Below are 25,364 nucleotides of genomic sequence, written 5' to 3' on the forward strand. Positions count from 1 at the left end.
CCCCGCATCACCCGATCGCTGTGCGGAGCAGCGTGGCGAGCTGGTCCTGCTCCGCGGGAGACAGTCGAGCGGCGGCATGACGCGCGAACACGAAGGCGTCCTCGAAGCGTGCGGTGACCTCGTCGCCTTTCTCGGTCCGGGCGAGCAGGCGCGCTCGACCGTCCTCGGGGTCCGGCTCGCGGGTCACGTAGTCGAGGCGCTGCAGTCGGTCGACGATGTGTGTGATGTTGGAGGCGTCGCAGCCGAGATCGCGCGCGAGCGCCGTCATCCCCCGTCGCTCGGTCAGCCTTCCCAGCACGCAGGCCTGCGCGGCGCTGAGCGACACTTCCGCCGCCGCTGACTCATAGGCGCGGTCGTAGAGGTCGACGAACTCGAACATGGCCTTCTCCGCATCGGTCGGAGCGGAGACGGGTGCGTTGGGCAATGCCATCCGTCGACTCTACCAATCTGCTTGAAGCATTCAACTAGTTCCGATACCGTGTCCTTGATCCAGTCAAGTAAAACGAGGAGTGAGATGTCCGGGATGATGAAGGCGATCGTTCTCGATCGGTTCGGGGACGAGTTCGAACTGCACGAGCAGTCGGTGCCCCTGCCCCCTGTGGGCGAGACGGACGTGCTGATCCGGGTCGACGTCGCCGGCATCGGATCCTGGGATCGGGTCGAGCGCGAAGGGCACTACGACGGAGCCTTCGGCGTCCCCTCGCCGTTCCCCTACATCCTCGGGTGGGACGGAGCCGGAATCGTGGCGGATGTCGGTGCCGAGGTCACTCGTTTCGCGCGCGGGGACCGCGTCTACGCGGCGTCGATGCCGGTGCCTCGAGGCGGGTTCTACGCCGAGTACGCGGTCGTCGATGAGGAGTTCGTCGCGTCGGTCCCGGAACGCCTGACGAACGAGCAGGCCGGCGTCCTCGCCTGGGACGCGCTGACCGCCGCCAGCGGACTCGATGTGATCGATGCGCGGCCGGGCGACGCGGTGATGGTCTTCGGTGCGAGCGGCGGTATCGGGCATCTGGCCGTGCAGCTGGCGAAGCATCGTGGTCTCAGAGTCTTCGCGGTGGCGTCCGGGCAGGACGGCGTCGCGCTGGTGCGCGGTCTCGGGGCCGACCTGGTCGTCGACGGACGCCAGGAAGATGTGCGGGCGGCGGCCGAGAGCTTTGCCCCGGGGGGACTCGACGGAGCACTCGTCACCGCAGGCGGCGCGGCGGCGGAACAGGTGCTGCGCGGCGTGAAGCCCACCGGGCGCATCGCCTGGCCGCACGGCGTGAACCCCCAGCCGACGGGCGACCTCGTCGAGCGGGTGTCCTTCTACGACGGCGACCGGAGCCGAGCGGCCCTGCAGAGTCTGAACGAGGTCATCGCCGCGACTCTCCTCACGCCGCACGTCTCGCAGGTCTTCGACGCCGGGCAGATCGTGCAGGCGCACCGCGCGCTCCGGAGCCACTACGTGGGAAAGATGGCGCTGCGCGCTCCCGGCCCTCGCGAGCTGTGACGCCGTATGACACACGATTCCGTCCGCGCGCCGCCGCCTGCTTAACGTATTCGAGTCCCCCAAGAGAGGAACTCCTACCCATGTCACGCCGCACCACCTCCATTCTCGCCGCGCTCGTCGCGGTCCCGCTCTTCGTCGCGCTCTCCGGTTGCGCCACGGCATCCTCCGACGCCGGCTCCGGCAGCGAGGGCTCGTCCGAGAACGAGGTCGTCAAGATCGGCGTCGTCGGCAAGGGCGATGCCCAGTGGCCTGCCTTCGTCGACGCGGCGGCCGAAGAGGGGATCACGGTCGAGCTCGTCGACTTCGGCTCCTACGAGCAGCCGAATCCGGCGCTCACCGAGGGCGAGATCGACCTCAACCAGTTCCAGCACATCGTGTACCTCGCCGAGTACAACAACGCCTCCGGCTCCGACCTCACCCCGATCGGATCGACCGCGATCTACCCGCTCGGCCTGTACTCGAAGAAGTACGACGACGTCGACAGCATCCCCGAAGGCGAGACCGTCGCCGTCCCCGACGACGCCTCCAACCAGGCCCGCGCGCTGAACGTGCTGCAGCAGGCCGGCCTCGTCGAGCTCAAGAGCGGTGGCACCCCGTACTCCGACCTCGCCGATGTCGACGCCGAGAAGTCGAAGGTCAAGGTCACCGCGCTCGAGGCCTCGATCATCCCGACCTCGCTGCCCGACGTCGCCGCCGCGATCATCAACAACGACTTCGTTCAGGATGCCGGCCTCACGTTCGAGGACGCGATCGCACAGGACGACCCCGAGGATGCCGGCGCCCTGCCGTACGTCAACATCTTCGCGGCTCGCGCCGATGACGCCGACAACGAGACGTACCTCAAGCTCGTCGAGATCTTCCAGACGAACGAGGACGTCCAGAAGGGCCTGCTCGACTCGTCCGGCGGTACCGCCGTAGCGCTGCAGACGCCTGCGAAGGACCTCGTCGCCTCGCTGAAGAAGGTCCAGGAGGACGCCGAGGCGAAGAAGTAGGGCGCAGGGAACACCACCCCGTCCGATGAGGGAGAATCGGGTGGCGCGAAACGCGTCACCCGATTCTTCGTTCCCGAAGCAGACCGGAGCAGCACATGCCGATCGTCACCCTGACGAACGTCTCCAAGACCTATCCGTCCCGCACCCGTGAGGGGTCCGAGGTCGTCGCGGTCGATGACGTCACCCTCGAGATCGAGAAGGGCGACGTCTTCGGCATCATCGGCTACTCGGGCGCCGGCAAGTCCACTCTCGTGCGGCTGATCAATGCGCTCGAGCCGGCGACGAGCGGCACCATCACCGTGGACGGCGTCGACATCACCGCGCTCAAGGAGAGCGAGCTGCGCCGGGTGCGCGGCGGCATCGGCATGATCTTCCAGCAGTTCAATCTGTTCTCGTCGCGCAGCGTCAAGGCCAACATCGCCTATCCGCTCAAGCTCGCCGGCTGGTCCAAGGAAGACATCGAGAAGCGGGTCGCGGAGCTGCTCTCCTTCGTAGGCCTCGCCGACAAGGCCAAGGCCTACCCGGAACAGCTCTCGGGCGGCCAGAAGCAGCGCGTCGGCATCGCCCGCGCGCTCGCGACCGGCCCCGCGATCCTGCTCGCCGACGAGGCCACCAGCGCCCTCGACCCGCAGACCACGCACGAGGTGCTCGATCTGCTCAAGCGGGTCAACCAGGAGCAGGGCGTCACGATCGTGATCATCACGCACGAGATGGACGTGATCCAGACCATCGCCACCCGGGTCGCGGTCATGGAGAACGGCCGCGTGATCGAGCACGGCGACGTGTTCGACGTCTTCTCCGCCCCGCAGAACCCGGCATCCCAGCGATTCGTCGGCACGGTCGTGAAGGGTGTGCCGTCGCCGGCCGAGCTGGCGGTGCTGCGCGAGCGTCACCGCGGACGCCTGGTGACGTTCTCGTTCCGCGACGGCGACTCGTCGCAGGCGCAGGTGTTCCTCGACCTCGCCGGGGCGGCCCTCGACTTCGAGCTGGTGTTCGGCGGGATCAACGACATCCGCGGGCGGGCCTTCGGGCACCTGACGCTCGCGATCCGCGGCGATGCGGCGGCGATCGACGGTGCCCTGGCTCGCATCGCCGAGCGCGTCGACGTGACCGAGATCGCCGCAGAGGAGGCCCGCTGATGGATCGTCTGAACGAACTGTGGCCCGAGTTCTGGACGGCCGCGCTCGAGACCCTCTACATGACGTCGTTCGCACTCGTGCTCGGCGGCGTCCTCGGGCTCGCGATCGGCATCATCCTGTATGTCACGCGCCCCGGCGGGCTCGCGCAGAACCGGGTGATCTCGGTGCTGATGAACCTCGTGGTGAACTTCTTCCGTCCGATCCCGTTCATCATCTTCCTCGTGGTCGCGCAGCCGCTGGCGCGCGCGGTCGTGGGTGTGGGGATCGGCACGACCGCCGGGGCCTTCATCATCGGACTCGCGGCCGCGTTCGCGATCGGGCGCATCGTGGAGCAGCACCTCGTCTCGGTCTCTCCCGGAGTCATCGAGGCGGCGCGGGCGATGGGCGCGGGGCCCTGGCGCATCCTCTTCACGGTGGCCATCCCCGAGTCGCTCGGTCCGCTCATCCTCGGCTACACGTTCATCCTCGTGGCGCTGATCGACATGACGGCGATGGCGGGACTCGTGGGCGGCGGCGGCCTCGGTGCCTTCGCGCAGATCTACGGCTTCCGGCAGTTCGAGCCGCTGGTGATGTGGGCGGCCATCGTCCTGATCGTGGTCTTCGTGCACTTCGTGCAGATGCTCGGCACTCGCCTCGCGCGCAAGGTCATGCGTCGCTGACGGGCGCTTCCTGCAGGGTGCGTCGGGTGGTGAACACCCGGTCTTCCCCGCTGATCGGATCGACGAAGCGCAGCTCGCGCGCCAGCAGCTGCAGCGGGCGGTCGTAGTCGTCCGGCAGGTCTTCCTGCAGCTCGGGGTAGAAGCGGTCGTTGAGGATGCCGATACCGAGGGCGGCGAGATGCACCCGCAGCTGGTGCATCTTGCCGCTGTGCGGGCGCAGCAGCGTGTGCACCACACGGTCGTCGGCGCGGATCAGCTCGACGGCCGTCTCGGAGTTCGGCTCCTTGGCATCGTCGACCTGCACGCGCACCTGGCCCCGGAGCTTCTCGATGTTGTTGCGGTACACGACGGGGAACGAGGGGAGCGGTCGGTCCTCGGGAAGCGCTGAGACCGCCTCGTAGACCTTCTGCACCTGCCTCTTCTCGAAGAGCAGCTGGTAGGCGCCGCGGGTCGCGGGCCGCGTCGAGAACATCAACAGCCCCGCCGTGGCGCGGTCCAGGCGATGGATCGGCGCGAGGTCGGAGTTGTCGAGGAGGTTGCGCAGCCGCACCAGTGCGGAGTTCTGCAGGAACTTGCCCCCCGGTGTGGTCGGCAGGAAGTGCGGCTTGTCGACGACCACCAGGTGGTCGTCCTGGTGCAGGATCTCGATCTCGAACGGGATCCGCGTCTCGACAGCCGGCTCGCGGTAGTACCAGACGAACTCGACGCTGCCCAGCGGCGCATCGCGGGGGACGGGCGTGCCGTCGGCCCGCACGATGTCGCCGCGGTCGAACCGCTCGAGCAGCCGCTCGGGGTCGAGGTGGAAGAAGCGCTCGACCATGTAGGCGGCGACGGTGGGCCACGGTCCGGTGAGCGGCGCATGCAATCGTGTCGCCCCCACGCCGTCGCGGACGGGGAGGGGAGAGGGCATGCCCATCAGTCGCCGCCGCTCACGTGTCGAAGCTCAGGCTGAGCTTGCGCAGCAGTCCTGCGAGGCGATCCCTGTCGTTACGGGAGAGCGCTCGCAGCAGCTCGGCCTCGACGTCGACCAGCCGGGTGATGGCCGCGTCCACGCGCATGCGGCCGTCATCGGTCAGCGTCACCAGCACGCTGCGCCCGTCGCCGGGGTCCGCCTCGCGGCGCACGAACCGACGACCCACGAGACGGTCGATCCGGTTGGTCATCGTGCCGCTGGAGACGAGTGTCTGCTGCAGCAGCTGCTTGGGGGAGAGCTGGAACGGCGCACCCGCCCGGCGCAGGGCCGAGAGCACGTCCCACTCCCAGTGCTCCAGGTCGCTGCGGCGGAACACGTCACGGCGGGCGCGATCGAGGTGACGCGACAGGCGATCCATCCGCGAGAGCACCTCGAGAGGCGAGAAGTCGAGGTCGGGACGCTGGGTGTTCCACGCGCCGACGATCCGGTCGACCTCATCCACCTCGCTCATCCGCCCATTATCGCGTGCGCGGAGCCGGAATGACGGACGCCGCGGGCAGGGTGAGCGTCATGAAGGTGCTGTAGGGGTCGGGGAGGTAGCGACCGAACGGTCCGCACTCCTGGAAACCCGCCGCCGCGTACATCGCGCGGGCCGGGACGAAGAACTCGGCGCTCCCGGTCTCGAGCGAGAGCCGACGGATGCCGCGGGCCTCCGCATCCGCGAGGAGGAAGGTCAGCATCGACCGCCCCAGTCCCTGGCCGCGGAGGGCGGGGTCGGTGCGCATCGACTTGAGCTCCTCGTGCCCGTCCTCGACCGCCGCCAACGCGCCGGTCGCGACGGGACGACCGTCGACCGAACCCGCGAACAGACGCACGCCCGGGGCGAGCAGTCGCTCGAAGACCAGCGCGTGACGGCTCTCCGCCGGAGCGGTGTGCTCCAACTCGGCATGGTGTGCGACCAGGAACTCGGCGAGGGCGGGGGTGGCGGTCTCGACGCGTTCGATCACGATGCTCATGTCGTCAGCATCGCAGAGCCGTGTTTCGGAGGTGTGACCGGCGCGGGTGTCAGCGGAAGCGGGGCCGGAGCATGGCAGACTTGTCCCCGCGGCGTCCTCGGGACGCTGCGGTCCGCCGTGGTGTAATGGCAGCACGACAGCCTTTGGAGCTGTTAGGTCTAGGTTCGAGTCCTGGCGGCGGAGCATGACTGGGAACAATCTCGCCATCATCGTCCTCGCCGCAGGTCAGGGCACGCGCATGAAGTCGCGCCTGCCCAAGGTGCTGCATCCGATCAGCGGCCGCCCGCTGGTCGGGCACGTGCTGACCACCGCCGCGCGGCTGCAGGCCGCGCACGTCGAGGTGGTCGTGCGGCATGAGCGCGACCAGGTGGTCGCAGCCCTCGCGAAGGACTACCCCGACGCGGTGTTCGTCGATCAGGACGACGTCCCCGGCACCGGTCGCGCCGTGCAGGTGGCCGTCGATGCCCTCCCGGACGACTTCGACGGCGATGTCCTCGTCCTCTCCGGCGACTGCCCGCTGGCCGACGTCGACACCCTCTCCGCTTTCGTGGCCGAGCACCGCGCTTCCGGTGCACCCGCGACGCTGATGACGGCGCTGGTGGAGGACCCGACCGGATACGGGCGGGTCGTCCGCGACGCCGACGGCGGGGTCGACCGCATCGTCGAGCAGAAGGACGCCGACCCCGACGAGGCAGCCGTCCGCGAGATCAACGCCGGGATGTACGTGTTCCGCGCCGCGACCCTTCGCACCTACCTGCCGCAGCTGAGCCTCGACAACGCCCAGCGCGAGATGTATCTGACCGACGTCCCCGGCCTGCTGCGCCGCGACGGCGACCGGGTGGCGGCATCCGTCGTCTCCGACGTCACGGTGACCTACGGCGTGAACGATCGTGCCCAGCTGGCCCTGGTCGGCCGCCTGCTCAACCAGCGCATCGTGCGTCGCTGGCAGCTCGAGGGCGTCACCGTGATCGACCCGGCGACGACGTGGATCGACGACGACGCGAAGCTCTCGCCCGACGTCACGATCCTCCCGAACACGCAGATCCTGCGCGCCACGGTCATCGCCCCCGGTGCCATCGTCGGCCCGGACACCACACTGGTCGACTGCGAGGTCGGCGAAGACGCGATCGTCCGCCGCACCGATGCCACCCTCGCCGTGATCGGCGCCGAGGCCACCGTCGGCCCGTTCTCCTTCCTGCGTCCCGGAACCGTCCTGGGTGCGAGGGGCAAGATCGGCGCGTACGTCGAGACCAAGAACGCCGAGATCGGCGAAGGCAGCAAGGTCCCGCACCTCTCGTACGTCGGCGATGCGACGATCGGCCGCGGCGTGAACCTCGGCGCGAGCACCATCACCGCCAACTACGACGACGTGCACAAGCACCGCACCGAGATCGGCGACGAGGTGCACACCGGGTCGCACACGGTGCTCGTCGCGCCCGTTAGGCTGGGTGCGGGCGCGAAGACCGGCGCCGGCGCGGTCGTCCGCAAGGACGTTCCGGCCGGAGCACTGGCCATGACCGTTGCACCCCAGCGCAATGTCGAGGGCTGGGTCGAGAAGAACAGAGCAGGCACGGGTGCGGCGGACGCTGCGTCCCGGGAGAAATCGGCGGAGTAGGCGGAGCATGGCGCGCAAGAAGAAGACGGTCGATCTGGATCGCGACAACGGCGTGGCACCCGGGATCATCGCCAAGACCAAGAAGCGCCTGGTCGTCGCGGGCGGGCGTTCCCACCCCGCTCTGACAGCGGACGTCGCCGAGGCCCTCGGCACCGAGAACGCACCGGTCGAGCACCGCACGTTCGCGTCGGGCGAGATCTACGCCCGATTCGAGGTCTCGATCCGCGGCGTCGATCTCTTCCTGATCCAGACGTTCGGCGAGCCGGTCAACGAGTGGCTCATGGAGACGCTCATCATGATCGACGCCGCCAAGCGCGCATCGGCCAAGCGCATCACCGTCGTCGCCCCGTACTATCCGTATTCGCGTCAGGACAAGAAGGGCAGGGGCCGCGAGCCCATCAGCGCCCGTCTGGTGGCCGACCTGCTGAAGACCGCCGGTGCCGACCGCGTCATGAGCGTCGACCTGCACGCGGCTCAGATCCAGGGCTTCTTCGACGGACCCGTCGATCACCTGTTCGCCAAGCCGGTCCTGCTCGACTACTTCCAGCGCACCCTGTCCCCGGAGGACCGCGAGATCCTCACCGTGGTCTCGCCGGACATGGGCCGCGTGCGCGTCGCCGACACCTGGTCGGACAGCCTCGGCGCCCCGCTGGCGATCATCCACAAGCGTCGCGACCCGAAGGTCGCCAACCAGGTCTCGGTGCACGAGATCGTCGGTGCCGTCGAGGGTCGCACCTGTCTTCTCGTCGACGACATGATCGACACCGGCGGAACCATCGTCAAGGCCGCCCAGGCGCTCAAGGCCGCCGGCGCCCACCGTGTCATCGTCGCGGCCACGCACGCGATCTTCAGCGACCCGGCGTCCGACCGGCTGCAGGACGCATCGATCGATGAGGTCGTGATCACCGACACGATCCCGCTCACGGAGTCGCGTCGCTGGGACAAGCTCACGATCCTGCCGATCGCGCCCCTGCTCGCCCGAGCCATCCACGAGGTGTTCGAGGACGGCTCCGTGACGAGCATGTTCGGCGGCGACGCGTAACGCATCGTCACGGCACAGCCCGCGCATAGCCGTGGTGCTTACGGTCGAATGGTCGACGATCGAGTCGACCGACACCGAGCCGGGAGGACCACCATGATCCGCACGACCGTACCGACCTCTGTCCGCAAGGGATCCGCCCTCCTCGGCATCGCGGGGCTGTTCGTCCTCGCGGGGTGCTCCGGCGCCACCGATGCCGCTGACACCTCGTCCGACGGCGGCAGCACGCCGGACGCCGGCTCGTCTTCGGAGTCGTCCGGCGGCGACGCCACTGCGACCTACGCCGACGGCTCCTACACCGCCGACGGTTCCTACCAGACCCCGGAGACGGTCGAGAAGATCTCCGTCACCCTGACCCTCGCCGACGGTGTCGTGACCGACGTGGAGGTCACAGGAGACCCGCAGGCTCCCGAGACGGAGCAGTACCAGGGCCAGTTCATCGCCGGGATCGCCGACGAGGTCGAGGGCAAGTCGATCGACGAGCTGAACGTCAGCCGGGTCGCCGGCTCCTCGCTCACCAGCGGCGGCTTCAACGCGGCGGTCGAGTCGATCAAGGAACAGGCCGCCGCCTAGGCGCCGGAAGCCGTATGGCGATCTGGCGCTTCGAGGCGATCGGAACGCACTGGGAGGTCGAGACGACCGACCCGCTCGGCGATGCCGTCCGCGCCGAAGTGGCCGCCGAGGTCGAGCGGTTCGACCGCGAGTGGTCGCGGTTCCGCCAGGATTCCGACGTCACCCGGCTCGGCAGGGAGGGCGGTGACCTCGTTTCGACCGATGCCGGCGTGATGCTCGATGCGTATCGCGCGCTCTCCGCGGCGACGGCCGGCGCGGTGAACCCTCTGGTGGCCGACAGCCTCAGCGCGCTCGGCTACGACGCCGACTACACGCTCGTCGCCGGAGACCCGGTTCGCGCCCCGGCGGCCTGGGAGGAGCAGCTGTCCTGGACCGCGACGCAGGTGGCGGCATCCGAGCCTGCGCTCCTCGACGTCGGCGCGGTCGGCAAAGGGCGTCTGGTCGACCTCGTGTCCGACGTGCTGGCTTCGATCCCCGGAGACGTCGTGATCGATGCGGGCGGTGACATGCGGGTGCGGGGCGAGGCCGTGCGCGTCGGTCTCGAGCATCCGTACGACCCGCAGAAGGCCATCGGTGTGGTCGAGCTCCAGGACCGGGCGCTGTGCGCCTCGGCGGTCAACCGTCGATCGTGGGGGAGCGGTCTGCATCATGTGCTCGACGCCCGCACCGGGCTCCCCGTGCGCACGTGGGCGGCGACCTGGGCGCTCGCTCCGGACGCGATGACGGCGGATGCCCTCGCGTCGGCGCTCTTCTTCGACGGCGGGCCCGCGCTGGCAGAGACCTGGGGTGCGGAGTGGGTCCGCATGAGCACCGACGGACGGGTGCAGCGTTCGCCCGGGTGTCCCGCAGAGCTCTTCCTGGGCGGGAGAGCAGCACCCCCGGGATCCGGGAATTAGGGAAGAGTGGAGAACGTGATCACCTCATTCGCCGCCGCACGTCAGCGGGTCCTCGCGGTGCTGGGCTCCCTGTCGATGTACCGCCTCGTGCTCTTCGCGCTCATCGCCCTCGCCGTCATCGCGTTCGTGTTGTCGCTCGCCGGAGTGATCGTCTCGCCGACACCGGTGGAACTCGTGGCATCCTTCCTCGTGCTGGCCGCCGTCATCTCGGTCGTCGACGCCGTCGCGCAGCGCATCCTGAGGCTGCCGTGGCGCATCGAGTCGTCTCTGGTCACGGCCCTGATCCTGCTGTTCGTGCTTCGCCCCGGCCTCGAGCCGTCCGCCCTGTTCGGCCTCGCGATCGCGGGGGCCGTCGCCAGCGTGTCGAAGTATCTGATCGCATGGCGCGGACGCCATATCTTCAACCCGGCCGCCTTCGGCGCGGCCGTCGTGTCGATCCTCGGCGCGTTCGGGGCGTTCGACTGGTTGGGCACCTCGTCCTCGTGGTGGGTCGGCACACCGGTTCTGACGATCCCCGTCGCGGTCCTCGGTCTCGCGGTGCTGTGGCGCACCGAGAAGGTGCGCGTGGTGCTGGTGTTCCTGCTCGTCGCCGTCGTCACCTCGGTGGTACGACAGGCGGTGCAGGCCGCGCAGTTCGACATCGGCTTCGATGCGCTCACGGCCCTGCAGTTCGCGCTGCTGCAGTCGCCGTTCCTGTTCCTCGGAGCGTTCATGCTCTCCGAACCCCTCACACTCCCGCCGCGTCGTCGGCAGCAGTTCGCCGTGGCCGCCGTGGTCGGAATCCTCGCCGGGTGGCCGATCTCCGTGGCCGGACTGTTCACGCTCGGCCAGGAGCGCGCTCTGCTGATCGGCAACCTGGTGGCGTTCGCCTTCGCCCTCCGCGGATCGGTGCGACTCGTGCTCGAGCGGCGCGAGTTCGTCACGCCGACCGCTCAAGAACTCACCTTCCGGGCCAGGGGGCGGGTCCGCTTCCTTCCGGGGCAGTATCTGGAGCTCGACGTCCCGCACCACCGGCCGGATGCACGCGGAACGCGCCGCGAGTTCAGCATCGTGTCGGCGCCGGCCGATCTGCCGACGCTGCGCATCGCCTACAAGAACGGCGACCAGAAGCACCCCTCGAGCTACAAGCGCGCATTGGCCGCGGCCGAGCCCGGCGCGACGTTCGCCGTGACCGGCACCTGGGGGGACTTCATCCTGCCGCGGGGCGACCACCCGGTGCTGATGGTGGCCGCGGGTATCGGCGTCACCCCGTTCGTGTCCCAGCTGCGTCAGCTGCAGGCCACGGGGCAGCACCGTGACGTGGTGCTCGTGTACGTGGCCGCCGAGGCTGCTGAGCTGGCATTCCGCGAGGAGCTCGCCGCGACCGGCGTGCGCACCGTCGTGTTCACCCGGGACGAGCCCGTCGACCTGCCCGCGCACTGGACCTGGGCCCGGGGCGCGCGGCTGGATGCGGAGAGCCTCGAGCGGGCCGTCGCCGACCTCGGCACGCGGCACGCCTTCATCTCGGGGCCGCCGCGGCTGATCGCCGACCTCGCTCCCGCGCTGCAGAAGGCGCGCAGCCTCACCACCGACGCCTTCGCGGGGTACTGACGCCGATCACGCCGCGGATGCGACGGCTCCGCCGGGCTGCGGGGTGATCGGGAGGCGCACGGTGAAGGTCGTGTCGCCGGGCTCGCTGTCGACGCTGAGCACGCCGTGGTGCCCCTCGACGATGGCTTTCGCGATCGCGAGACCCAGACCCGTTCCGCCGGTCTGGCGGGCTCGCGAGCTGTCGCCGCGGGCGAACCGGGCGAAGAGCTCCTCGCGGACGGCGGGGTCGATGCCGGGGCCGTCGTCGTGCACGCGCAGCACCGCGTCGTCAGCCTCGCGCGCGACGCTGAGCGTGATGGTCGTCCCCGCGGGCGTGTGGGTGCGGGCGTTCGCGAGCAGGTTCGCGACGACCTGGTGCATCCGACCGGCGTCTCCGACGATGGTCACGGGTTCATCGGGGACCTCGATGTTCCAGTGATGGTCGGCTGCTGTCGGGCGCGCATCCGAGAGGCCCTCGAGCGCCAGCTGCGCGAGGTCGACCGTGCCGTAGACGAGCTCCTGACCCTCATCGAGCCGGGCGAGCAGCAGCAGATCCTCGACGAGCCGGGTCATCCGCAGGGACTGCGCCTGGATGCGCTCGAGCGACGTCGTGGTGCTCTCGACGACCTCTGGGCCCTGCACGCCGGACGGCGCCTGCCGCAGCGCGCGCAGCGACAGCTCCGAGTACCCGCGGATCGAGGCCAGCGGAGTGCGCAGCTCGTGGCTCGCATCGGCGACGAAGCGGCGCATGCGCTCCTCGTTCTTCTGACGCGATGCGAGGGCGGTGTTCACGTGGTCCAGCAGCTTGTTCAGGGAAGCGCCCACGAGACCGGTCTCGGTGCGGGGGTCGGCTTCGGATGCCGGTACGCGCTCGGTGATGCTCACCTCGCCGCGGTCGAGCTGTTGGTTCGCGACCCTGGTCGCGGTGGTGGCGACCGCACGCAGCGGGCGCAGGCTCACCCGGATGGTGATCGCCGTCGTCAGGGCGAGCAGGATGAGTCCGCCGATCGTCGCGAGGGCGATCACGGTGAGCAGCTGCGTGAGCTGGTTCTGGATCTCGTCACGGGGAAGACCGGTGACCACGACGACGCCGTCGTTCGTCGGCAGGGCCATGACCCGATACGAACCGAGGTCGGTGATGGAGACCGTGGCGACCGACGTGCCGTTCAGCGCTCCGGCGATCTCGGCCAGCTGCGCGCCGCTGAGCGTCTCGAGCGATCCGGTGAGCTCGTCTCCGGAAGTGCTCTTCGCGACGACCCCGCTGAAGCCGGTCACCGGGCTGGAGACGACGAAGAGCACTCCCACCGGAGGTGCAGGACTGCTCGCGAGCACGTTCTGCGCGGTGGCGGACGACGGGGGGAAGGCTTCGGTCAGCCGGACGAGCTGGTGGGCGTTGTTGGCCAGCTTCTGGTCGAGCTGGTCCTCCATCGTCTTGCCCAGCGTCGCACTGGTGATGACGGCGACGATGATGAGGATCAGGGACACGAACCCGATCACGGCGGTCATCAGCCGTGTCTGCAGGCTCATCGGCCGTCTCATCATCGTCGCAGAGCTCACTGCGGGGCCTTGATCATGTAGCCGACGCCGCGGACGGTGTGCAGCAGAGGCGTGCGGCCCGCGTCGATCTTCTTGCGCAGGTACGAGATGTAGAGCTCGACCACCGACGACTTGCCGCCGAAGTCATAGCTCCAGACGCGGTCGAGGATCTGGGCCTTCGACAGCACCCGACGCTCGTTGCGCATGAGGTAGCGCAGCAGCTCGAACTCCGTCGCGGTGAGCTCGATCTCGGTGCCGTCGCGGACCACCTCGTGGCTGTCCTCGTTGAGCGTGAGGTCGGCGACGCGCAGGATCGACTGCCCGTCGTCGGCGGTCGCGTGGCCGGTGCGGCGGATGATCGCGCGCAGCCGTGCGATCACCTCCTCCAGGCTGAACGGCTTCGTGACGTAGTCGTCACCGCCGGCGGTCAGGCCCGCCACCCGGTCGCCCACGGCGTCCTTGGCGGTGAGGAAGAGCACCGGCACCAGGTTGCCGGACTCCCGGAGCCGCTTGAGCACCGACATCCCGTCGAGATCGGGCATCATGATGTCGAGCACCAGGGCGTCCGGCTCGAACTCGCGGGCGACCTGGAGGGCCTCCATTCCGGAGGACGCGGTGCGCACCTCCCAGCCTTCCATCCGCAGGGCCATGGCGAGCAGGTCGGTGAGCATCTGCTCGTCGTCGACGGCGAGGATGCGCAGGGGGGAGCCGTCGGGGCGGCGCAGTTCGGGCAGGTCGCTGGTCATGTCCCTATTCTGCGGAATCTCCTATGTGATTTCTATGGAGAGCGCTATGCGTTGCCTGGGAGCGTTCAGACGAGTCGTTCGTCGGGCATGGCCAGGAAGTCGATGCCCTCCTGCAGTGCGAGCCGGTCGGACAGTTCGCCGATGGGTCCTGCGAGATGGCCGGCGGCCCGGATGCTGAGCCGGCGCGGGCCCGTCAGCGCGTGATAGACCGCGAACTGCCCGCGCGGATCGACGGCGGGGTCGAGCACCGCGGCGCTGACGTGCACCGGAAGGCGCAGGCGCCGTGCGGAGGTCGCCGCGTCGAAGTAGTCGAGCACCGAACGCGCCTCGGGATGCTGCCGCAGGTGCTCGCGGACCGCCTCGCCGCTGCCGGTGCAACGCCGGGTGAGACGCACCGTATGGTCTCCGAAACTCGGCACGTCCAGGGACGCGCGGCGGAAGCGACCGTCCCAGGGGAGTGCCATCGCCCCGATCCCACCGCCGAAACTGCCCCCGCTGAAGTCGAGCGCGCCGGCCGCCGCGGGCACCATGTCGAGGAGGACTGTGGCGGCACGCCAGATGTCCGCGGCGCTGAAGCGATGCGAGTAGGTGTCGCGACGTGCGATGCCGGCGAGCACGTGCGCCTCCGGAAGCGCGGGGAAGCGGCTGACGGTGCCGGCATGGGTGCCCGGTGCGACCGGGAAGATCGCGGCGGTGTCGGCCGGCACGCGGTCGAGGTCGGGACCCGTGCGGCCGCCGTAGCCGTGCCCGATGACGAGGCCGCGACGGACATCCGTGATCGCGTGCGGCACCATCGCGTACGCGGCCGCCTGCTCCTCGGCGGAGGAGTGGAAGCGGATCTCGGCCAGACGGTGCGTCTCGGTCGGGGGGAGGTCCTGCGTGAACTCCCAGGCGACAGGGCCGGTGCCGAACTCCTCGAAGGTCGCTCGCCAGAAGTCGTCGAAGTCGACGGGCTCCTCGGGCGGTGGGAGCGGCGTCAGCAGCGCGCTCAGGGAGTACTCGGTCAGCTCCTCGGAAGGAACCGGGGTCACCGCACGAACTCCCGGATCGCGTCCTCGTCCACGGTCACACCCAGGCCGGGGCCGGTCGGCACGACGAATCCGCCGTCGGCGCGGACCTCGAGCGGGCTCGTGAGGAGGCGGTTGGCGACGGGCAGCGTGAACGGCTGGTACTCGAAGGCGAGGAGTGACGCGGAGCTCGCGGCGACGTGCACACCGGCAGCCATCGCGATGCCGAAGGCGGCGGAGTGGTGCGGGGCGACCTGCACGTGGAACGCGTCCGCGACCGCCGCGATCGCGAGGCCCTCGGTGATGCCGGTGCGGCCGATGTCGGGCTGGGTGAGGCCCACCGCGCGGCGGGTGAGCCAGTCCGTGAACTCGAAGCGGCTGCGCATGGCCTCGCCGATCGCGATCGGGGTGGCGAGGGCGGCGGCGAGGTCGCGGTGGCCCTCGACGTCTTCCGGGGCCAGGGGCGCCTCGAAGAACCACGCCTTGCGGTCGTCCAGCTCCCGCCCGAGCGCCCGGGCCTCGCCGAGGCGGTAGGTCCAGTGCGCATCGAGCGCCACGTCGAGGTCGGGGTGCACACCGCGGACGGCATCGTAGGTCGCGAGGTCGGTCCGGATGTCGACGCCGAGATGCAGCTTGATGCGGCGCACACCGCCCTCGACGAGTTCTGCGGCCTTCTCCGCACGCTCGACGTCGTCGATGCCGCGGATGCCGGAGACATAGGTGGGCAGCACCTCGTGGAAGCGGCCGCCGGCGAGCTCGGAGACCGAGAGCCCGGTGGCGTGGCCCCAGAGGTCCCAGAGCGCGATGTCGACGGCGGCCATCGCGTCGGCCTGGTGGCCGGTGAGGTGCCCGCGCTCGCGCATCGACTCGGTCATCCGATGCCACAGGGTGCGCACGGAGCGCGGATCCTCGCCCACGATGAGCGGCGTGAGCAGGTTGTCGACGATCGCCGCGGCGACGACGGGGGCGACCGGGGCCAGCGCCTCGCCCCAGCCGACGAGTCCTTCGTCGGTCTCGACCTTCACGAGCAGGGTCTCGTAGCCGGGGGAGTACAGGCTCCGCCACGGCGGACGGATCACGTAGCCGCGGTGGTCGACGGCCGTGTCGCCCGCGTAGGAGTTGTTCGCATCCTCCTTCGAGAGGTAGAGCGGGAAGGTCTGGACGCGCGTGATCTTCACAGGGGTCTCCAAAGACATCGATGGTCGAGCGGCCGGCGGCGTGTGCCGCGGTCGGGATCAGGAGGCCGCGTCGCTTCGCGGCCGGGGTCAGAGTGCGGCGAATGCCGATGCGGTGCGGGAGGGGCTGTAACCGAGGGCGACGGAGATCTCGTCGGCAGCCTCGATCAGCTGCAGTGCGAGCTCCTGGTGGGGTTCGTGCAGATCCAGCACCGACAGCGGGCCGCTGGCCGAGAGGCCGGCGATGATCTCACCCGCGCGGTTGCGGATCGGGGCGGCGATGCAGGCGCGACCGAACGCGAGCTCCTCGATCTCGGTGGCGTAGCCGCGGCTCCGCGTCTCGTCGAGCGCGACCTGCATGGCGTCGCGGTCGACGATGGTGTGCGGGGTGAAGCGCTGAGGCGTCTGCGCGAAATACTCGTCGACCTGCTCGTCGGACATGCCGGACAGCAGAGCCTTGCCGAGGCCGGTGGCGTGCAGCGGGCCGGTGCGCCCCGCCATCGCGAACGACTTCGGAGCCAGCGCACCCTCGAAGTTGCAGAGGTAGGTGAAGGTGAAGCCGCTGAGCTCGGCGACGTTCACCCCGATCTCGATCTTGCGGGCGAGGTTCTGCGCGATCTGGCGGGAGGCGCGGAAGATCGGGGAGCCGTTGATGGCGATCGTGCCGAGCGACACCGCCGCCGGGCCGAGGCGATAGAGCCCGGTGCGTGCGTCCTGCACGACGAACTTCATCCGATCGAGAGCCGACATCATGCGCGAGACCGTGGACTGGCCGAGGCCGGTCAAGGTGCAGAGCTCAGAGACCCTCAGCTCACCGGATTCCTCGGTGAAGCAGGCGAGCAACGACATCGCCCGTTCGACGGTCTGCGTGCCGCCCACCGATTCCGATGCCATGGGGACTCCTCCTCAGTACTGTCGCCGCTTCCGCGACGTCCGCAGCTGGTCGCTGCTGCCAGTCATCCTATTGAGAGAAATGGCTTCAAGCAACACAAATGTGGGTGTCTTATGCATTTTGTGGATTTCGCATCCGCATTGTGGTTAACTGGCCGCACGTCGACGTCGACGACTGTGACGACGACGCGCAGGGCCCCACCGGGGTCGTCTCTACTGGAAAGTGACTGCAATGCAACAAGCCATACTCGAGCGGCCCCCGACGAGTGAGAAGCAGGCCGTCGAGCCACGCTCCGGGCGACGCTCCACGTTGGGCGCGAAGGATCGCACCTTCGGTTTCATGATCGCACTTCCCGCGGTCCTCCTGTTCCTCGTGATCGCGATCTTCCCCCTCGTGTCGAGCATCTTCACGAGCCTTTTCGACCAATCGCTCCTACGCCCCGATCGCACGTTCGTCGGTCTGGACAACTATGCGGCCGTCTGGGAGGAGTTCTTCGCCCGGCTCGGCACGACCCTCGTGTTCGCGTCGCTCTCCACGGTCTTCCCCCTCGTGCTGGGCGTGGCACTCGCCCTGCTGCTGAACGCCCGCATGCGCGGACGCAACATCCTGCGCGGGGCCCTCATGCTGCCGTGGCTGCTCCCCGGAGTTGTCGTCTCCTTCCTCTGGGCGTGGATCTTCAACGACAGCTACGGCGTCGTCAACCACGTGCTCTCGGTCTTCGGCCTGCCTGAGGTCAGCATGCTCGGCACTCCGACCGGCGCGATGGCCGCGGTGGTCATCGCCAAGACCTGGCACTCCTTCCCGTGGATCATGGTCGTCGCGCTCGCGGTGCTCCAGACCCTCCCGAGCGAGCAGATCGAGGCGGCCACGATCGACGGTGCGACGCGCTCACAGCGGTTCCGCCACATCTCCCTGCCCCACATCGCCGGCCCCGTCACCCTCGTCGCGGTGCTGGAGTTCATCTACAACTTCGGCAACTTCGACACGATCTTCGTCATGACCGGTGGTGGACCCGGCAACTCGACCACGACGCTCGCGGTCAGCCTCTACGACCTCGCCTTCGGCAGCTACGAGCTCGGCAAGGCCTCCGCCATGGGCACGCTCTGGCTCGTCCTGCTCGCGATCATCACGACCGGATACCTGTTCCTCAACCGACGGCTGGAGAAGTGATGCGCCGTAGTCGCGATGTGGGGGAGTCGATCATCCGCCCCCACCTGTCCATCCCGGGGCGCGTCCTTCTCCTGCTGCTGGCGCTGTTCGGCCTGCTGCCGGTCTACTGGCTCACAGCGACCGCGTTCACGAAGAAGGAGGACGTGTTCTCCCTGGACCGTCCGTTCTTCCCGGTCGATCCGACGTTCGAGAACTTCATCGGCTTCTTCCAGAACGACCTTCTGCTGAAGAACCTCATGAACAGCATCATCGTCTCCACCGGCACTGCGCTGCTCGCGGTCCTGGTCGGCGGGCTGATGGCGTACTCGCTGTCGAAGTTCCGCTACCGCGGGCGCAACGCCGTCATGTTCATGTTCCTCATCGGCCAGCTGATCCCCGGCGCTCTGCTGCTCATCTCGCTGTACCTGATGCTGAGCTCGGCCGGGTTGCTGTACACCTACACGGCGCTGATCATCTCGTTCACGACGTTCACGCTGCCGCTCGCGGTCTTCCTGTTGAAGGGCATCATCGACGCGCTTCCGGATGACATCCTCGAGGCGGCGAAGGTCGACGGTCTCTCGCGGACGGGGACGATGTTCCGCATCGTGTTCCCGCTCGTCGTCCCCGGTCTCATCACCGCGGGGATGTTCGCCTTCATGCGCGGCTGGAGCGACCTGCTCTTCGCCCTCACGCTCGCCGGCCCCGACAAGCAGACGCTGCCGGCAGGTCTGACCCAGGCGTTCATCCGCGAAGGCACGGCGGACTGGCCGGCGCTCATGGCGGCGTCCCTCATCACCTCGCTGCCGCTCGTCATCATCTTCATCCTCCTGCAGCGCTACTTCGTCTCCGGCCTCGCCGCCGGAGCGGTCAAGGGGTAGCCATGCGTCACCGAACAGCTGGACCCCATCACCTCGAAGGAGCAGTCTCATGACCATCTCGAACTCGCAGCTGAGCCGCAGAGCCTTCCTCGGAGGCGGAACCATCCTGGCCGCGTTCGGCGCGCTCACGCTCGCCGGCTGCGCGACACCTGCCGCTCCCGGCACCGGCGCCGGCGCCACGGCCGCCGCCGGCACGAAGGCCGAGACCATCAACTTCTACGGCAACTCGCTCGGCGAGGAGGCCCTGAAGTCGGCGTGGCAGGGCATCCTCGACGGCTTCTCGAAGAAGGAAGGGGTCAAGGTCGCCCCGGTGATCTACCCCTACGATCAGGCGGCGACGCAGCTCGCGCTGACCGGTCGCTCCGGCAACCTCATGGGCGTCGGGCAGTCGGGCGGCTGGCAGGTGCTCACGCCGATGAACGTGCTGGCCGACCTCAGCGATCTGGCGAAGGGCCTGGGCATCCCGCAGGGCGTGCTCGATTCGTACACCATGGACGGCAAGCTGCTGGTGCTGCCGCTGACGGCCGCCGGCATCGGCATCATCACCAACGGCGAGATCGCGAAGAGCGTCGGGATCAAGTCGGGCATGACGGTGGAGCAGTTCGCCACGGCGCTCGAGAAGATCAAGAAGCAGGACTCGTCGCTGATCCCGTACGCCGCGGTCACCAAGAACCCGGACCTCAAGGACGCCGTGCCGTGGATGTGGGGCTTCGGCAGCGATGTCGTCACCGACGACCTGAAGTGCACCCTGGGCGACGCGGAGAGCGTCAAGGCCGTCACCTGGTACAAGTCCCTGCAGGACCAGGGCCTGACGCAGACGAACGTCGCCCGCAGCGACGCCCGCATCCTGTTCGCGAGTGGCCGGGCGGCCCTCTACGACGACGCCCCGCTCGCCTCGACCTTCGTCAAGACGAACGGCGCCGCGCAGGACATCATCGACAACATCGGAGCCATCTCGCGACCGACGGCCGGGGGCAAGGACTCCTTCAACCGGGCCTGGGGCAGCGGCGTGTTCGCGACCGCGGGCGAGGGCGAGCTCACGAGCCGCGACTTCATCCTCTACGCGGCGACGAATGTCGAAGCGGCGACGGCGCTCTACGAGAACTCCGCGGTGGCTCCTGCCGCCAAGAGCGTCGCCGACAAGATCCCGGCCCTCGCGGCCGACAAGTTCCAGGGTGCGTTCCGTACCGAGGTCTCGGAGCATGCTCGCGGGGCCGCCTGGGATCGCGTCGCCGTGACGGCCCAGATCGACGCCGCCATCGGCGCCGGGGTCGCGACGATCCTCGCCGGTCAGGTCGAGGTGCAGGCCGGCCTCAACGCGCTGAAGAAGGAAGTCCAGGGCCTGCTCGACGCCAACTCCTGAGCTCCCGCACGAAGAAGGCCGCGTCCCGAAAAGGGACGCGGCCTTCGTCGTCGTCGGGGCGGCGGGCTCAGAGCCAGCGATCCCGAAGGGCCGGCTTCAGCCAGGCCGCGGGGGAGGAGATCGACAGACCCCCGTCGACGGCGATCGAGGTGCCGGTCACGAAGGACGCGGCGTCGGAGGCGAGGAATGCCACGACGGACGCCACTTCCTCCGGGCGACCGATGCGGCCGAGGGGGTAGCCCTCGCTCTCGCCGGTCTCGTGCGCGGCGATGCTGCCCGGCTGCACGGCGTTGACCCGGATGCCCTGGGGACCGTAGTCGAGCGCCAGCTGCCGGACCAGACCGTCCACGCCGGCCTTGGCGGCCGCGTAGGCGGGCAGCGCCGGTGCCGCGAGCGAGGAGTTCACCGAGGTCACCGCGACGATGGATGCGCCGCGTGCCAGGCGGCGGAGAGCGGCGCGGGCCACGAAGAACGCCGAGTCGAGCGTGGCGCCCAGCGCACCTCTCCAGTCCTCGTCGCTCGTGGCGTCGGCGCGGCCGATCGGCATCCGCCCCGCCGCGAGCACGACGACGTCGAGCCGGCCGAGAGCCTGCTCGGCGTCGGCGACCGCGCGATCTGCGGCATCCGGTCGACTGCAGTCGGCGACGAGGTACTGCCTGAACACCGGATCGGACGGGTCTTCGAGCCCGACCCCGACGACGGCGTCTCCGCCGTCGACGAAGGCGCGGGCGATCGCGAGTCCGATGTCCGAGCTGCCGCCGATCAGCAGCACGCCGCGGCGGGTCACACGCGCACCACGGTGGGGATCGGAGGGAGAGCCAGCTCGTCGATCACGAGCTTCACGGACGTGCGGCTGCCGGCGTCCAGGCGCGAGGCCGGATAGCGGACCGTCGCGTGGTCGATGATGCCGCGCGCGACGAGGATCTCCTTGTGCACCGCCCACGCGATGCCGCCCTGCAGACCGATCAGCACGAGAGGGAGCATACGACGGAACTCGGCGCGGGCCTCGTCGACGCGCCCCTCGAGGAACTGGGCCAGCACCGGACCGAGGAGGTCGGGGAACTCGCAGGCCGGCATCGTGCCGACCGCGCCCCTGGCGTACTCCTCGAGGCAGAACTGCGCGTTCTGCCCGCCGAGCACCGCGAATGCCGGATCGTCGATCGCCGAGACCACGGCGCCGACCTTGGGGGCGGTGGGCGGTGCCTCGACCTTCACCGAGTCGACGCCGTCGAGGCGGGCGAGCTCGGCGATGAGCGACGGTGCCATCGCCACGCCGGTCACCCCGGGTGCATCCTGCACCATGACGGAGAGGGAGGTGGCGTCGGCGACGTCCCCGTAGAAGTCCACGAGGGTTCCGGCGGGAGGCTTCACCATGAAGGGCGGGAGCACCATGAGCGCATCCGCGCCGCCTTCTTCGGCGAGCAGGGCCTGCTCGATGGAGGTGGCCGTGGACGTGCCGTTGACGCCGGCGATCACGGGGATCCGGCCGTCGACCACGCGGACGACATCGTCCAGGATCGTGCGCCGCTCCTCGGTGGTGAGTGCGAAGCCCTCGCTCGCCATGCCGAAGACCGCGACGCCGTCGACGCCGGATGCGAGCTGGAACTCGACCAGTCGGCGCAGGCTCTCGCGGTCGAGGGCCCCCGATTCGTCGAAAGGAGTGGCCAGAATGGGCATCAGGCCGTGGAGTGTCGGAGCCATCAGCTGTTTCCCCGCTTCGTCATCGTGTACTCACATTTCTCGCAAGTGTTATGCATATTGTGAGATAGTCTGCCACATAACGGTTACGAGCTACCAGCGAAGGATGACCCGGATGCCGCACACCCCGCCCTCCCGAACCGTCGAGATCCTCTCCGACGCCCGTTACGTCCAGGCCGAGTCGCCGCGATGGGATGGCCGCGACGGGAGCCTCGCCTGGATCGACATGGCGACCGGGGCCCTGCACCGCGGTCGGATCGAGCAGGGGCGGGTCGTTCCCGAGACGGCCGTCGTCGTCGGTGCGCAGATCGGTGCCCCGATCCCTCTCGCGCAGCGGGGGGCCGGATGGGCGGTCGGCGTCGATCGCCGTGTGGTGCATGTGAGCGATGACGGCGTCGTCACTCCGCTCACGGACGACATCGCCGGGCCCGGCGACTACATGAACGACGGAGGAGGGGACCCCTTCGGCCGCTTCTGGGTGGGCAGCCAGTCGATGCCGCGCGACCCGCACTGCACGCTCTGGAGCCTCGGCCCCGACGGGGTGCCGATCGCCCGGCTCGGCGGGGTGACCGTGTCGAACGGCCTCGCCTTCGACCGCACCGGCTCCACGCTGTACTACATCGACACACTTCCGCACCGCAGCATCGAGGCCTTCGATGTGGCACCCGATGGGGATCTCTCGAACCGCCGCACCGTGTGCCGGGTCTCGGGCGGCAACCCCGACGGCATGGCGATCGACCGCGACGGCATGCTCTGGGTCGCGGTCTGGGATGCCGCGGAGGTGCGCCGCTACTCGCCCGAGGGCGAGCTCGTCGAGACGATCGCGCTTCCGGCGAAGCGGCCGACCGCCGTGGCACTCGTCGATACGCTGCTCGTGATCACCACGGCCAGCATCGGACTCGCGGAACCCGGTGACGCGGACGGCGCGCTGCTCGGGGTGCGGGTCGAGGTCGGCGGCTCTCCCGCTTTCCCCTGGGGCGGCCCGAGTCCCCTCTCCGACGCCGGTCGCGCCGCCGAGGAGGCGATCCTGTGAGCACCGTCGACAACGAGCAGCTCCGGCAGCGGCTGGCGGACACGCGGCTCGTCGCCATCCTCCGGGGGACCGAAGTCGATGCCACGGTCGCCGCAGCGCGGACGCTGCTCGACGCCGGCATCCGGACCCTCGAGATCGCATTGACCCTCGAGGGCGCCGAGGAGGCGATCGCCCAGGTGGTGCGGGATGCTCCGGCCGACGCGCTCGTGGGCGCGGGCACCGTGCTCGACGGGGCCGACGTCGAGCGCGCGGCTTCCGCCGGCGCACAGTTCATGGTGACGCCCACCCTCAGCGCATCCGTCGAGTATGCGGTCCGGCAGGGGATCGGCGTGCTCGCCGGTGTCTACACGCCCACCGAGATCCAGCACGGTCTCGACCTCGGCTGTGCCGCGGTCAAGCTCTTCCCGGCGTCGGCACTCGGGCCGGGTTTCATCCGCGCCGTCCGCGACCCCTTCCCCGAAGCGAGGATCATCCCGGTCGGGGGAGTCACGGTCGACACCGTGGCCGCGTACCTCTCGGCGGGGGCGTTCGGCGTCGGCGTCGGTGGACCCCTCGTCGGCGACGCCGCGAGCCCCGGTGGCGACCTCGCGGCACTGACGGTCCGCGCCGTGTCTTTCGCGGAAGCTGTACGAGCGTCCTGACGTCGTCGTCCCGCCGCCTCCGTCGTTCTCGCCCGAGATCGGGTCCCGAACGTCCTCGCCCCTGACTACAGTGTCGGCATGGCCGACAGCGATGTTGCTTCCGTTCCCTCCGTCCACCGCCCCCGCACCGCCGATGAGGTCGCCGAGATCGTGCGGCTGGCATCGCGTGAGGCGGTGCCGTTGACCGTCGTCGCCGGCGGACACGGTCCCTGGTCGCATGCCCCGGCCGCGGGGATCCGCCTCGAACTCGGGGAGCTGACCGACATCGAGGTCGACGGCACGACCGTCCGCATCGGTGGCGGCGCCGTCTGGGGCGATGTCGCGACGGCGCTCGCCGCCCACGGACTCGCGCTCAGCTCCGGCGACACCGCGTCGGTCGGAGTCGGCGGTCTCACCCTCGGCGGCGGCATCGGATGGATGGTGCGGGCCTGGGGCCTCGCGGTCGATCAGTTGATCGGTGCGCAGGTCGTCACCGCAGCGGGTGAGGTCGTGGAGGCTTCGGCCGCAGAGCATCCGGAGTTGTTCTGGGCTCTCCGCGGCGGCGGGGGCAACTTCGGTGTCGTCACCCGCTTCGATTTCGTCGCGCACCCGCTGTCCGGCATCGCCTTCTCCGAGAGCGTGGTCGACGGCGACGCGACCGCTGTGCTGCGCGTCGCGCGGGAGCTGCTCCGTGACGCGCCCCGGGAACTCACCGTCACTTACATGGACGTGCCGCCGATGGATCCGAGCGCCCCCGCGGGTGCGCGGCTGAGCGCCGTGTGGGCGGCGCCGGAGCCCGACCGGCTGCGCGCCGTGCTGGAGTCGGTGTCCGCACTCGACGGGGTGCGGACCGAGGTCACGACACCGGCATACCGTGACGTGTTGATGGAGATGCCCGAGCCCGAGCCGAAGGAAGGGGAGGAACCGCCCGCCCCTCCCGGGTTCATCGGCGGCAACGGACTCTATGCCGAACTCGACGACGCTCTCATCGAGAGGCTGGTCGCGTTCCGCCGGTCGTATCCGGCGTCCGTGGTGTTCCTGCGCTCTCTGGGCGGAGCCGTCCGCGACGTGGGGCAGGAGGACACGGCGTTCCCTGCCCGCACGGCGGCCTGGTTCGTCCTCGCGGGCGCCTTCGATGTCCCCGGCATGGTCGACGACGACTCCCGTGCTGCCATCGAGTCCGACTGGCGGGAGATCGAAGCGGGCCGCCTCGCGGAGTACGGCAACTTCGCCGACACCGAGCGACCGGATGCGGTGACCGGCATGTTCTCGGAGGCCGGGTTCGCCCGGTTGCGTGCGACGAAAGCCGTGTGGGATCCGCAGAACCTGTTCCGTCGCAACCACAACATCCTGGTGTGATGCACGAA

26 protein-coding genes and 1 tRNA gene are annotated in these 25,364 nt (G+C 69.4%); 16 read left to right on the top strand and 11 right to left on the bottom strand.

What is annotated here, in order from left to right; all coding sequences use genetic code 11:
* Positions 1-7: 7 nt before the first annotated feature.
* Positions 8-430 carry a MarR family winged helix-turn-helix transcriptional regulator gene (locus CQ045_RS15040; protein ID WP_105725145.1) on the bottom strand — a complete coding sequence of 141 codons (423 nt, stop codon included), beginning with the start codon at positions 428-430 and terminating at the stop codon, positions 8-10.
* A gap of 84 nt (positions 431-514) precedes the next feature.
* On the opposite strand from CQ045_RS15040, the gene CQ045_RS15045 reads away from it, so the two are divergent.
* From CQ045_RS15045 to CQ045_RS15060, 4 genes are all read left to right on the top strand, one after another.
* Positions 515-1,489, top strand: a complete 975-nt coding sequence (locus CQ045_RS15045) for an NADP-dependent oxidoreductase (RefSeq protein ID WP_105725146.1) — start codon at positions 515-517, stop codon at positions 1,487-1,489.
* 80 nt (positions 1,490-1,569) lie between these two features.
* Positions 1,570-2,481, top strand: a complete 912-nt coding sequence (locus tag CQ045_RS15050) for a MetQ/NlpA family ABC transporter substrate-binding protein (protein WP_105725148.1) — start codon at positions 1,570-1,572, stop codon at positions 2,479-2,481.
* A 95-nt stretch (positions 2,482-2,576) separates the two neighbouring features.
* Positions 2,577-3,620 carry a methionine ABC transporter ATP-binding protein gene (locus CQ045_RS15055; RefSeq protein ID WP_105725150.1) on the top strand — a complete coding sequence of 348 codons (1,044 nt, stop codon included), beginning with the start codon at positions 2,577-2,579 and terminating at the stop codon, positions 3,618-3,620.
* Positions 3,620-4,279 (top strand): methionine ABC transporter permease, encoded by a 660-nt coding sequence (locus CQ045_RS15060; RefSeq protein WP_105725152.1) that lies wholly within the window; start codon positions 3,620-3,622, stop codon positions 4,277-4,279. Before CQ045_RS15055 ends, CQ045_RS15060 begins: the two co-directional genes overlap by 1 nt.
* Here CQ045_RS15060 and CQ045_RS15065 read toward each other — a convergent pair.
* Genes CQ045_RS15065 through CQ045_RS15075 form a run of 3 tightly spaced genes read right to left on the bottom strand, consistent with a single transcriptional unit; the run spans position 4,266 to position 6,343 of the window.
* Positions 4,266-5,189, bottom strand: coding sequence for a pseudouridine synthase (locus CQ045_RS15065; RefSeq protein ID WP_219844438.1), 924 nt, complete (start codon positions 5,187-5,189; stop codon positions 4,266-4,268). The genes CQ045_RS15060 and CQ045_RS15065 overlap by 14 nt on opposite strands.
* Positions 5,190-5,208: 19 nt before the next feature.
* Positions 5,209-5,703, bottom strand: a complete 495-nt coding sequence (locus CQ045_RS15070; RefSeq protein WP_105725157.1) for a MarR family winged helix-turn-helix transcriptional regulator — start codon at positions 5,701-5,703, stop codon at positions 5,209-5,211.
* 7 nt (positions 5,704-5,710) lie between these two features.
* Positions 5,711-6,343, bottom strand: coding sequence for a GNAT family N-acetyltransferase (locus CQ045_RS15075; RefSeq protein ID WP_258131086.1), 633 nt, complete (start codon positions 6,341-6,343; stop codon positions 5,711-5,713).
* On the opposite strand from CQ045_RS15075, the gene CQ045_RS15080 reads away from it, so the two are divergent.
* From CQ045_RS15080 to CQ045_RS15105, 6 genes are all read left to right on the top strand, one after another.
* Positions 6,320-6,391: transfer RNA gene (locus tag CQ045_RS15080), tRNA-Gln, on the top strand. The genes CQ045_RS15075 and CQ045_RS15080 overlap by 24 nt on opposite strands.
* 1 nt (position 6,392) lies before the next feature.
* Complete coding sequence (glmU, locus tag CQ045_RS15085; RefSeq protein WP_105725162.1) at positions 6,393-7,823, top strand: bifunctional UDP-N-acetylglucosamine diphosphorylase/glucosamine-1-phosphate N-acetyltransferase GlmU; 1,431 nt, start codon at positions 6,393-6,395, stop codon at positions 7,821-7,823.
* Between the two features lie 7 nt (positions 7,824-7,830).
* A complete protein-coding gene (locus CQ045_RS15090) occupies positions 7,831-8,865 on the top strand; it encodes a ribose-phosphate diphosphokinase (RefSeq protein WP_105725164.1) in 1,035 nt (344 codons plus the stop codon).
* A 93-nt stretch (positions 8,866-8,958) separates the two neighbouring features.
* Positions 8,959-9,435, top strand: a complete 477-nt coding sequence (locus CQ045_RS15095) for an FMN-binding protein (RefSeq protein ID WP_105725166.1) — start codon at positions 8,959-8,961, stop codon at positions 9,433-9,435.
* Between the two features lie 14 nt (positions 9,436-9,449).
* Positions 9,450-10,331 carry an FAD:protein FMN transferase gene (locus CQ045_RS15100; protein WP_105725168.1) on the top strand — a complete coding sequence of 294 codons (882 nt, stop codon included), beginning with the start codon at positions 9,450-9,452 and terminating at the stop codon, positions 10,329-10,331.
* 15 nt (positions 10,332-10,346) lie between these two features.
* Positions 10,347-11,921, top strand: a complete 1,575-nt coding sequence (locus tag CQ045_RS15105) for an FAD-dependent oxidoreductase (protein WP_105725329.1) — start codon at positions 10,347-10,349, stop codon at positions 11,919-11,921.
* A 6-nt stretch (positions 11,922-11,927) separates the two neighbouring features.
* On the opposite strand, the gene CQ045_RS15110 is transcribed toward CQ045_RS15105, so the two are convergent.
* The 5 genes from CQ045_RS15110 to CQ045_RS15130 all read right to left on the bottom strand — a co-directional run bounded on the left by CQ045_RS15110 (position 11,928) and on the right by CQ045_RS15130 (position 17,258).
* The gene (locus tag CQ045_RS15110) at positions 11,928-13,427 is read right to left on the bottom strand and encodes a cell wall metabolism sensor histidine kinase WalK (RefSeq protein WP_105725170.1); all 1,500 of its coding nucleotides are present in this window, start codon (positions 13,425-13,427) and stop codon (positions 11,928-11,930) included.
* A gap of 26 nt (positions 13,428-13,453) precedes the next feature.
* Entirely contained in the window at positions 13,454-14,182 is a 729-nt protein-coding gene (locus CQ045_RS15115) for a response regulator transcription factor (protein WP_017828429.1), read from the bottom strand.
* A gap of 65 nt (positions 14,183-14,247) precedes the next feature.
* Positions 14,248-15,213 carry an acetylxylan esterase gene (locus CQ045_RS15120; RefSeq protein WP_181156592.1) on the bottom strand — a complete coding sequence of 322 codons (966 nt, stop codon included), beginning with the start codon at positions 15,211-15,213 and terminating at the stop codon, positions 14,248-14,250.
* Positions 15,210-16,367: a mandelate racemase/muconate lactonizing enzyme family protein gene (locus CQ045_RS15125; protein ID WP_105725174.1), complete on the bottom strand. Its 1,158-nt coding sequence runs from the start codon at positions 16,365-16,367 to the stop codon at positions 15,210-15,212. The genes CQ045_RS15120 and CQ045_RS15125 overlap by 4 nt, the downstream gene beginning before the upstream one ends.
* 87 nt (positions 16,368-16,454) lie before the next feature.
* Positions 16,455-17,258, bottom strand: coding sequence for an IclR family transcriptional regulator (locus CQ045_RS15130; RefSeq protein WP_105725176.1), 804 nt, complete (start codon positions 17,256-17,258; stop codon positions 16,455-16,457).
* Positions 17,259-17,487: 229 nt separating this feature from the next.
* Between CQ045_RS15130 and CQ045_RS15135 the strand changes: the two genes are divergently transcribed.
* The 3 genes from CQ045_RS15135 to CQ045_RS15145 are packed head-to-tail and all read left to right on the top strand — an operon-like array spanning position 17,488 to position 20,646.
* Positions 17,488-18,426 carry a carbohydrate ABC transporter permease gene (locus CQ045_RS15135; RefSeq protein WP_105725178.1) on the top strand — a complete coding sequence of 313 codons (939 nt, stop codon included), beginning with the start codon at positions 17,488-17,490 and terminating at the stop codon, positions 18,424-18,426.
* The gene (locus CQ045_RS15140) at positions 18,426-19,283 is read left to right on the top strand and encodes a carbohydrate ABC transporter permease (protein ID WP_105725180.1); all 858 of its coding nucleotides are present in this window, start codon (positions 18,426-18,428) and stop codon (positions 19,281-19,283) included. The genes CQ045_RS15135 and CQ045_RS15140 overlap by 1 nt, the downstream gene beginning before the upstream one ends.
* Before the next feature lie 49 nt (positions 19,284-19,332).
* Positions 19,333-20,646 carry an ABC transporter substrate-binding protein gene (locus CQ045_RS15145; protein WP_105725182.1) on the top strand — a complete coding sequence of 438 codons (1,314 nt, stop codon included), beginning with the start codon at positions 19,333-19,335 and terminating at the stop codon, positions 20,644-20,646.
* A gap of 67 nt (positions 20,647-20,713) precedes the next feature.
* On the opposite strand, the gene CQ045_RS15150 is transcribed toward CQ045_RS15145, so the two are convergent.
* Together CQ045_RS15150 and CQ045_RS15155 are read right to left on the bottom strand one after the other, a co-directional pair.
* The gene (locus tag CQ045_RS15150) at positions 20,714-21,433 is read right to left on the bottom strand and encodes an SDR family oxidoreductase (RefSeq protein WP_105725184.1); all 720 of its coding nucleotides are present in this window, start codon (positions 21,431-21,433) and stop codon (positions 20,714-20,716) included.
* Complete coding sequence (locus tag CQ045_RS15155) at positions 21,430-22,347, bottom strand: dihydrodipicolinate synthase family protein (protein ID WP_105725186.1); 918 nt, start codon at positions 22,345-22,347, stop codon at positions 21,430-21,432. The genes CQ045_RS15150 and CQ045_RS15155 overlap by 4 nt, the downstream gene beginning before the upstream one ends.
* A 112-nt stretch (positions 22,348-22,459) precedes the next feature.
* Here CQ045_RS15155 and CQ045_RS15160 point away from each other — a divergent pair, with 112 nt between their 5' ends.
* From CQ045_RS15160 to CQ045_RS15170, 3 genes are all read left to right on the top strand, one after another.
* Entirely contained in the window at positions 22,460-23,377 is a 918-nt protein-coding gene (locus CQ045_RS15160; protein ID WP_181156593.1) for an SMP-30/gluconolactonase/LRE family protein, read from the top strand.
* Positions 23,374-24,018, top strand: coding sequence for a bifunctional 4-hydroxy-2-oxoglutarate aldolase/2-dehydro-3-deoxy-phosphogluconate aldolase (locus tag CQ045_RS15165; RefSeq protein ID WP_105725190.1), 645 nt, complete (start codon positions 23,374-23,376; stop codon positions 24,016-24,018). The genes CQ045_RS15160 and CQ045_RS15165 overlap by 4 nt, the downstream gene beginning before the upstream one ends.
* 78 nt (positions 24,019-24,096) lie before the next feature.
* Positions 24,097-25,356 (top strand): FAD-binding oxidoreductase, encoded by a 1,260-nt coding sequence (locus CQ045_RS15170; protein WP_105725192.1) that lies wholly within the window; start codon positions 24,097-24,099, stop codon positions 25,354-25,356.
* Positions 25,357-25,364 lie beyond the last annotated feature (8 nt).

Source organism: Microbacterium sp. MYb66 (assembly GCF_002979435.1).
In the GTDB taxonomy this organism is placed as follows: domain Bacteria; phylum Actinomycetota; class Actinomycetes; order Actinomycetales; family Microbacteriaceae; genus Microbacterium.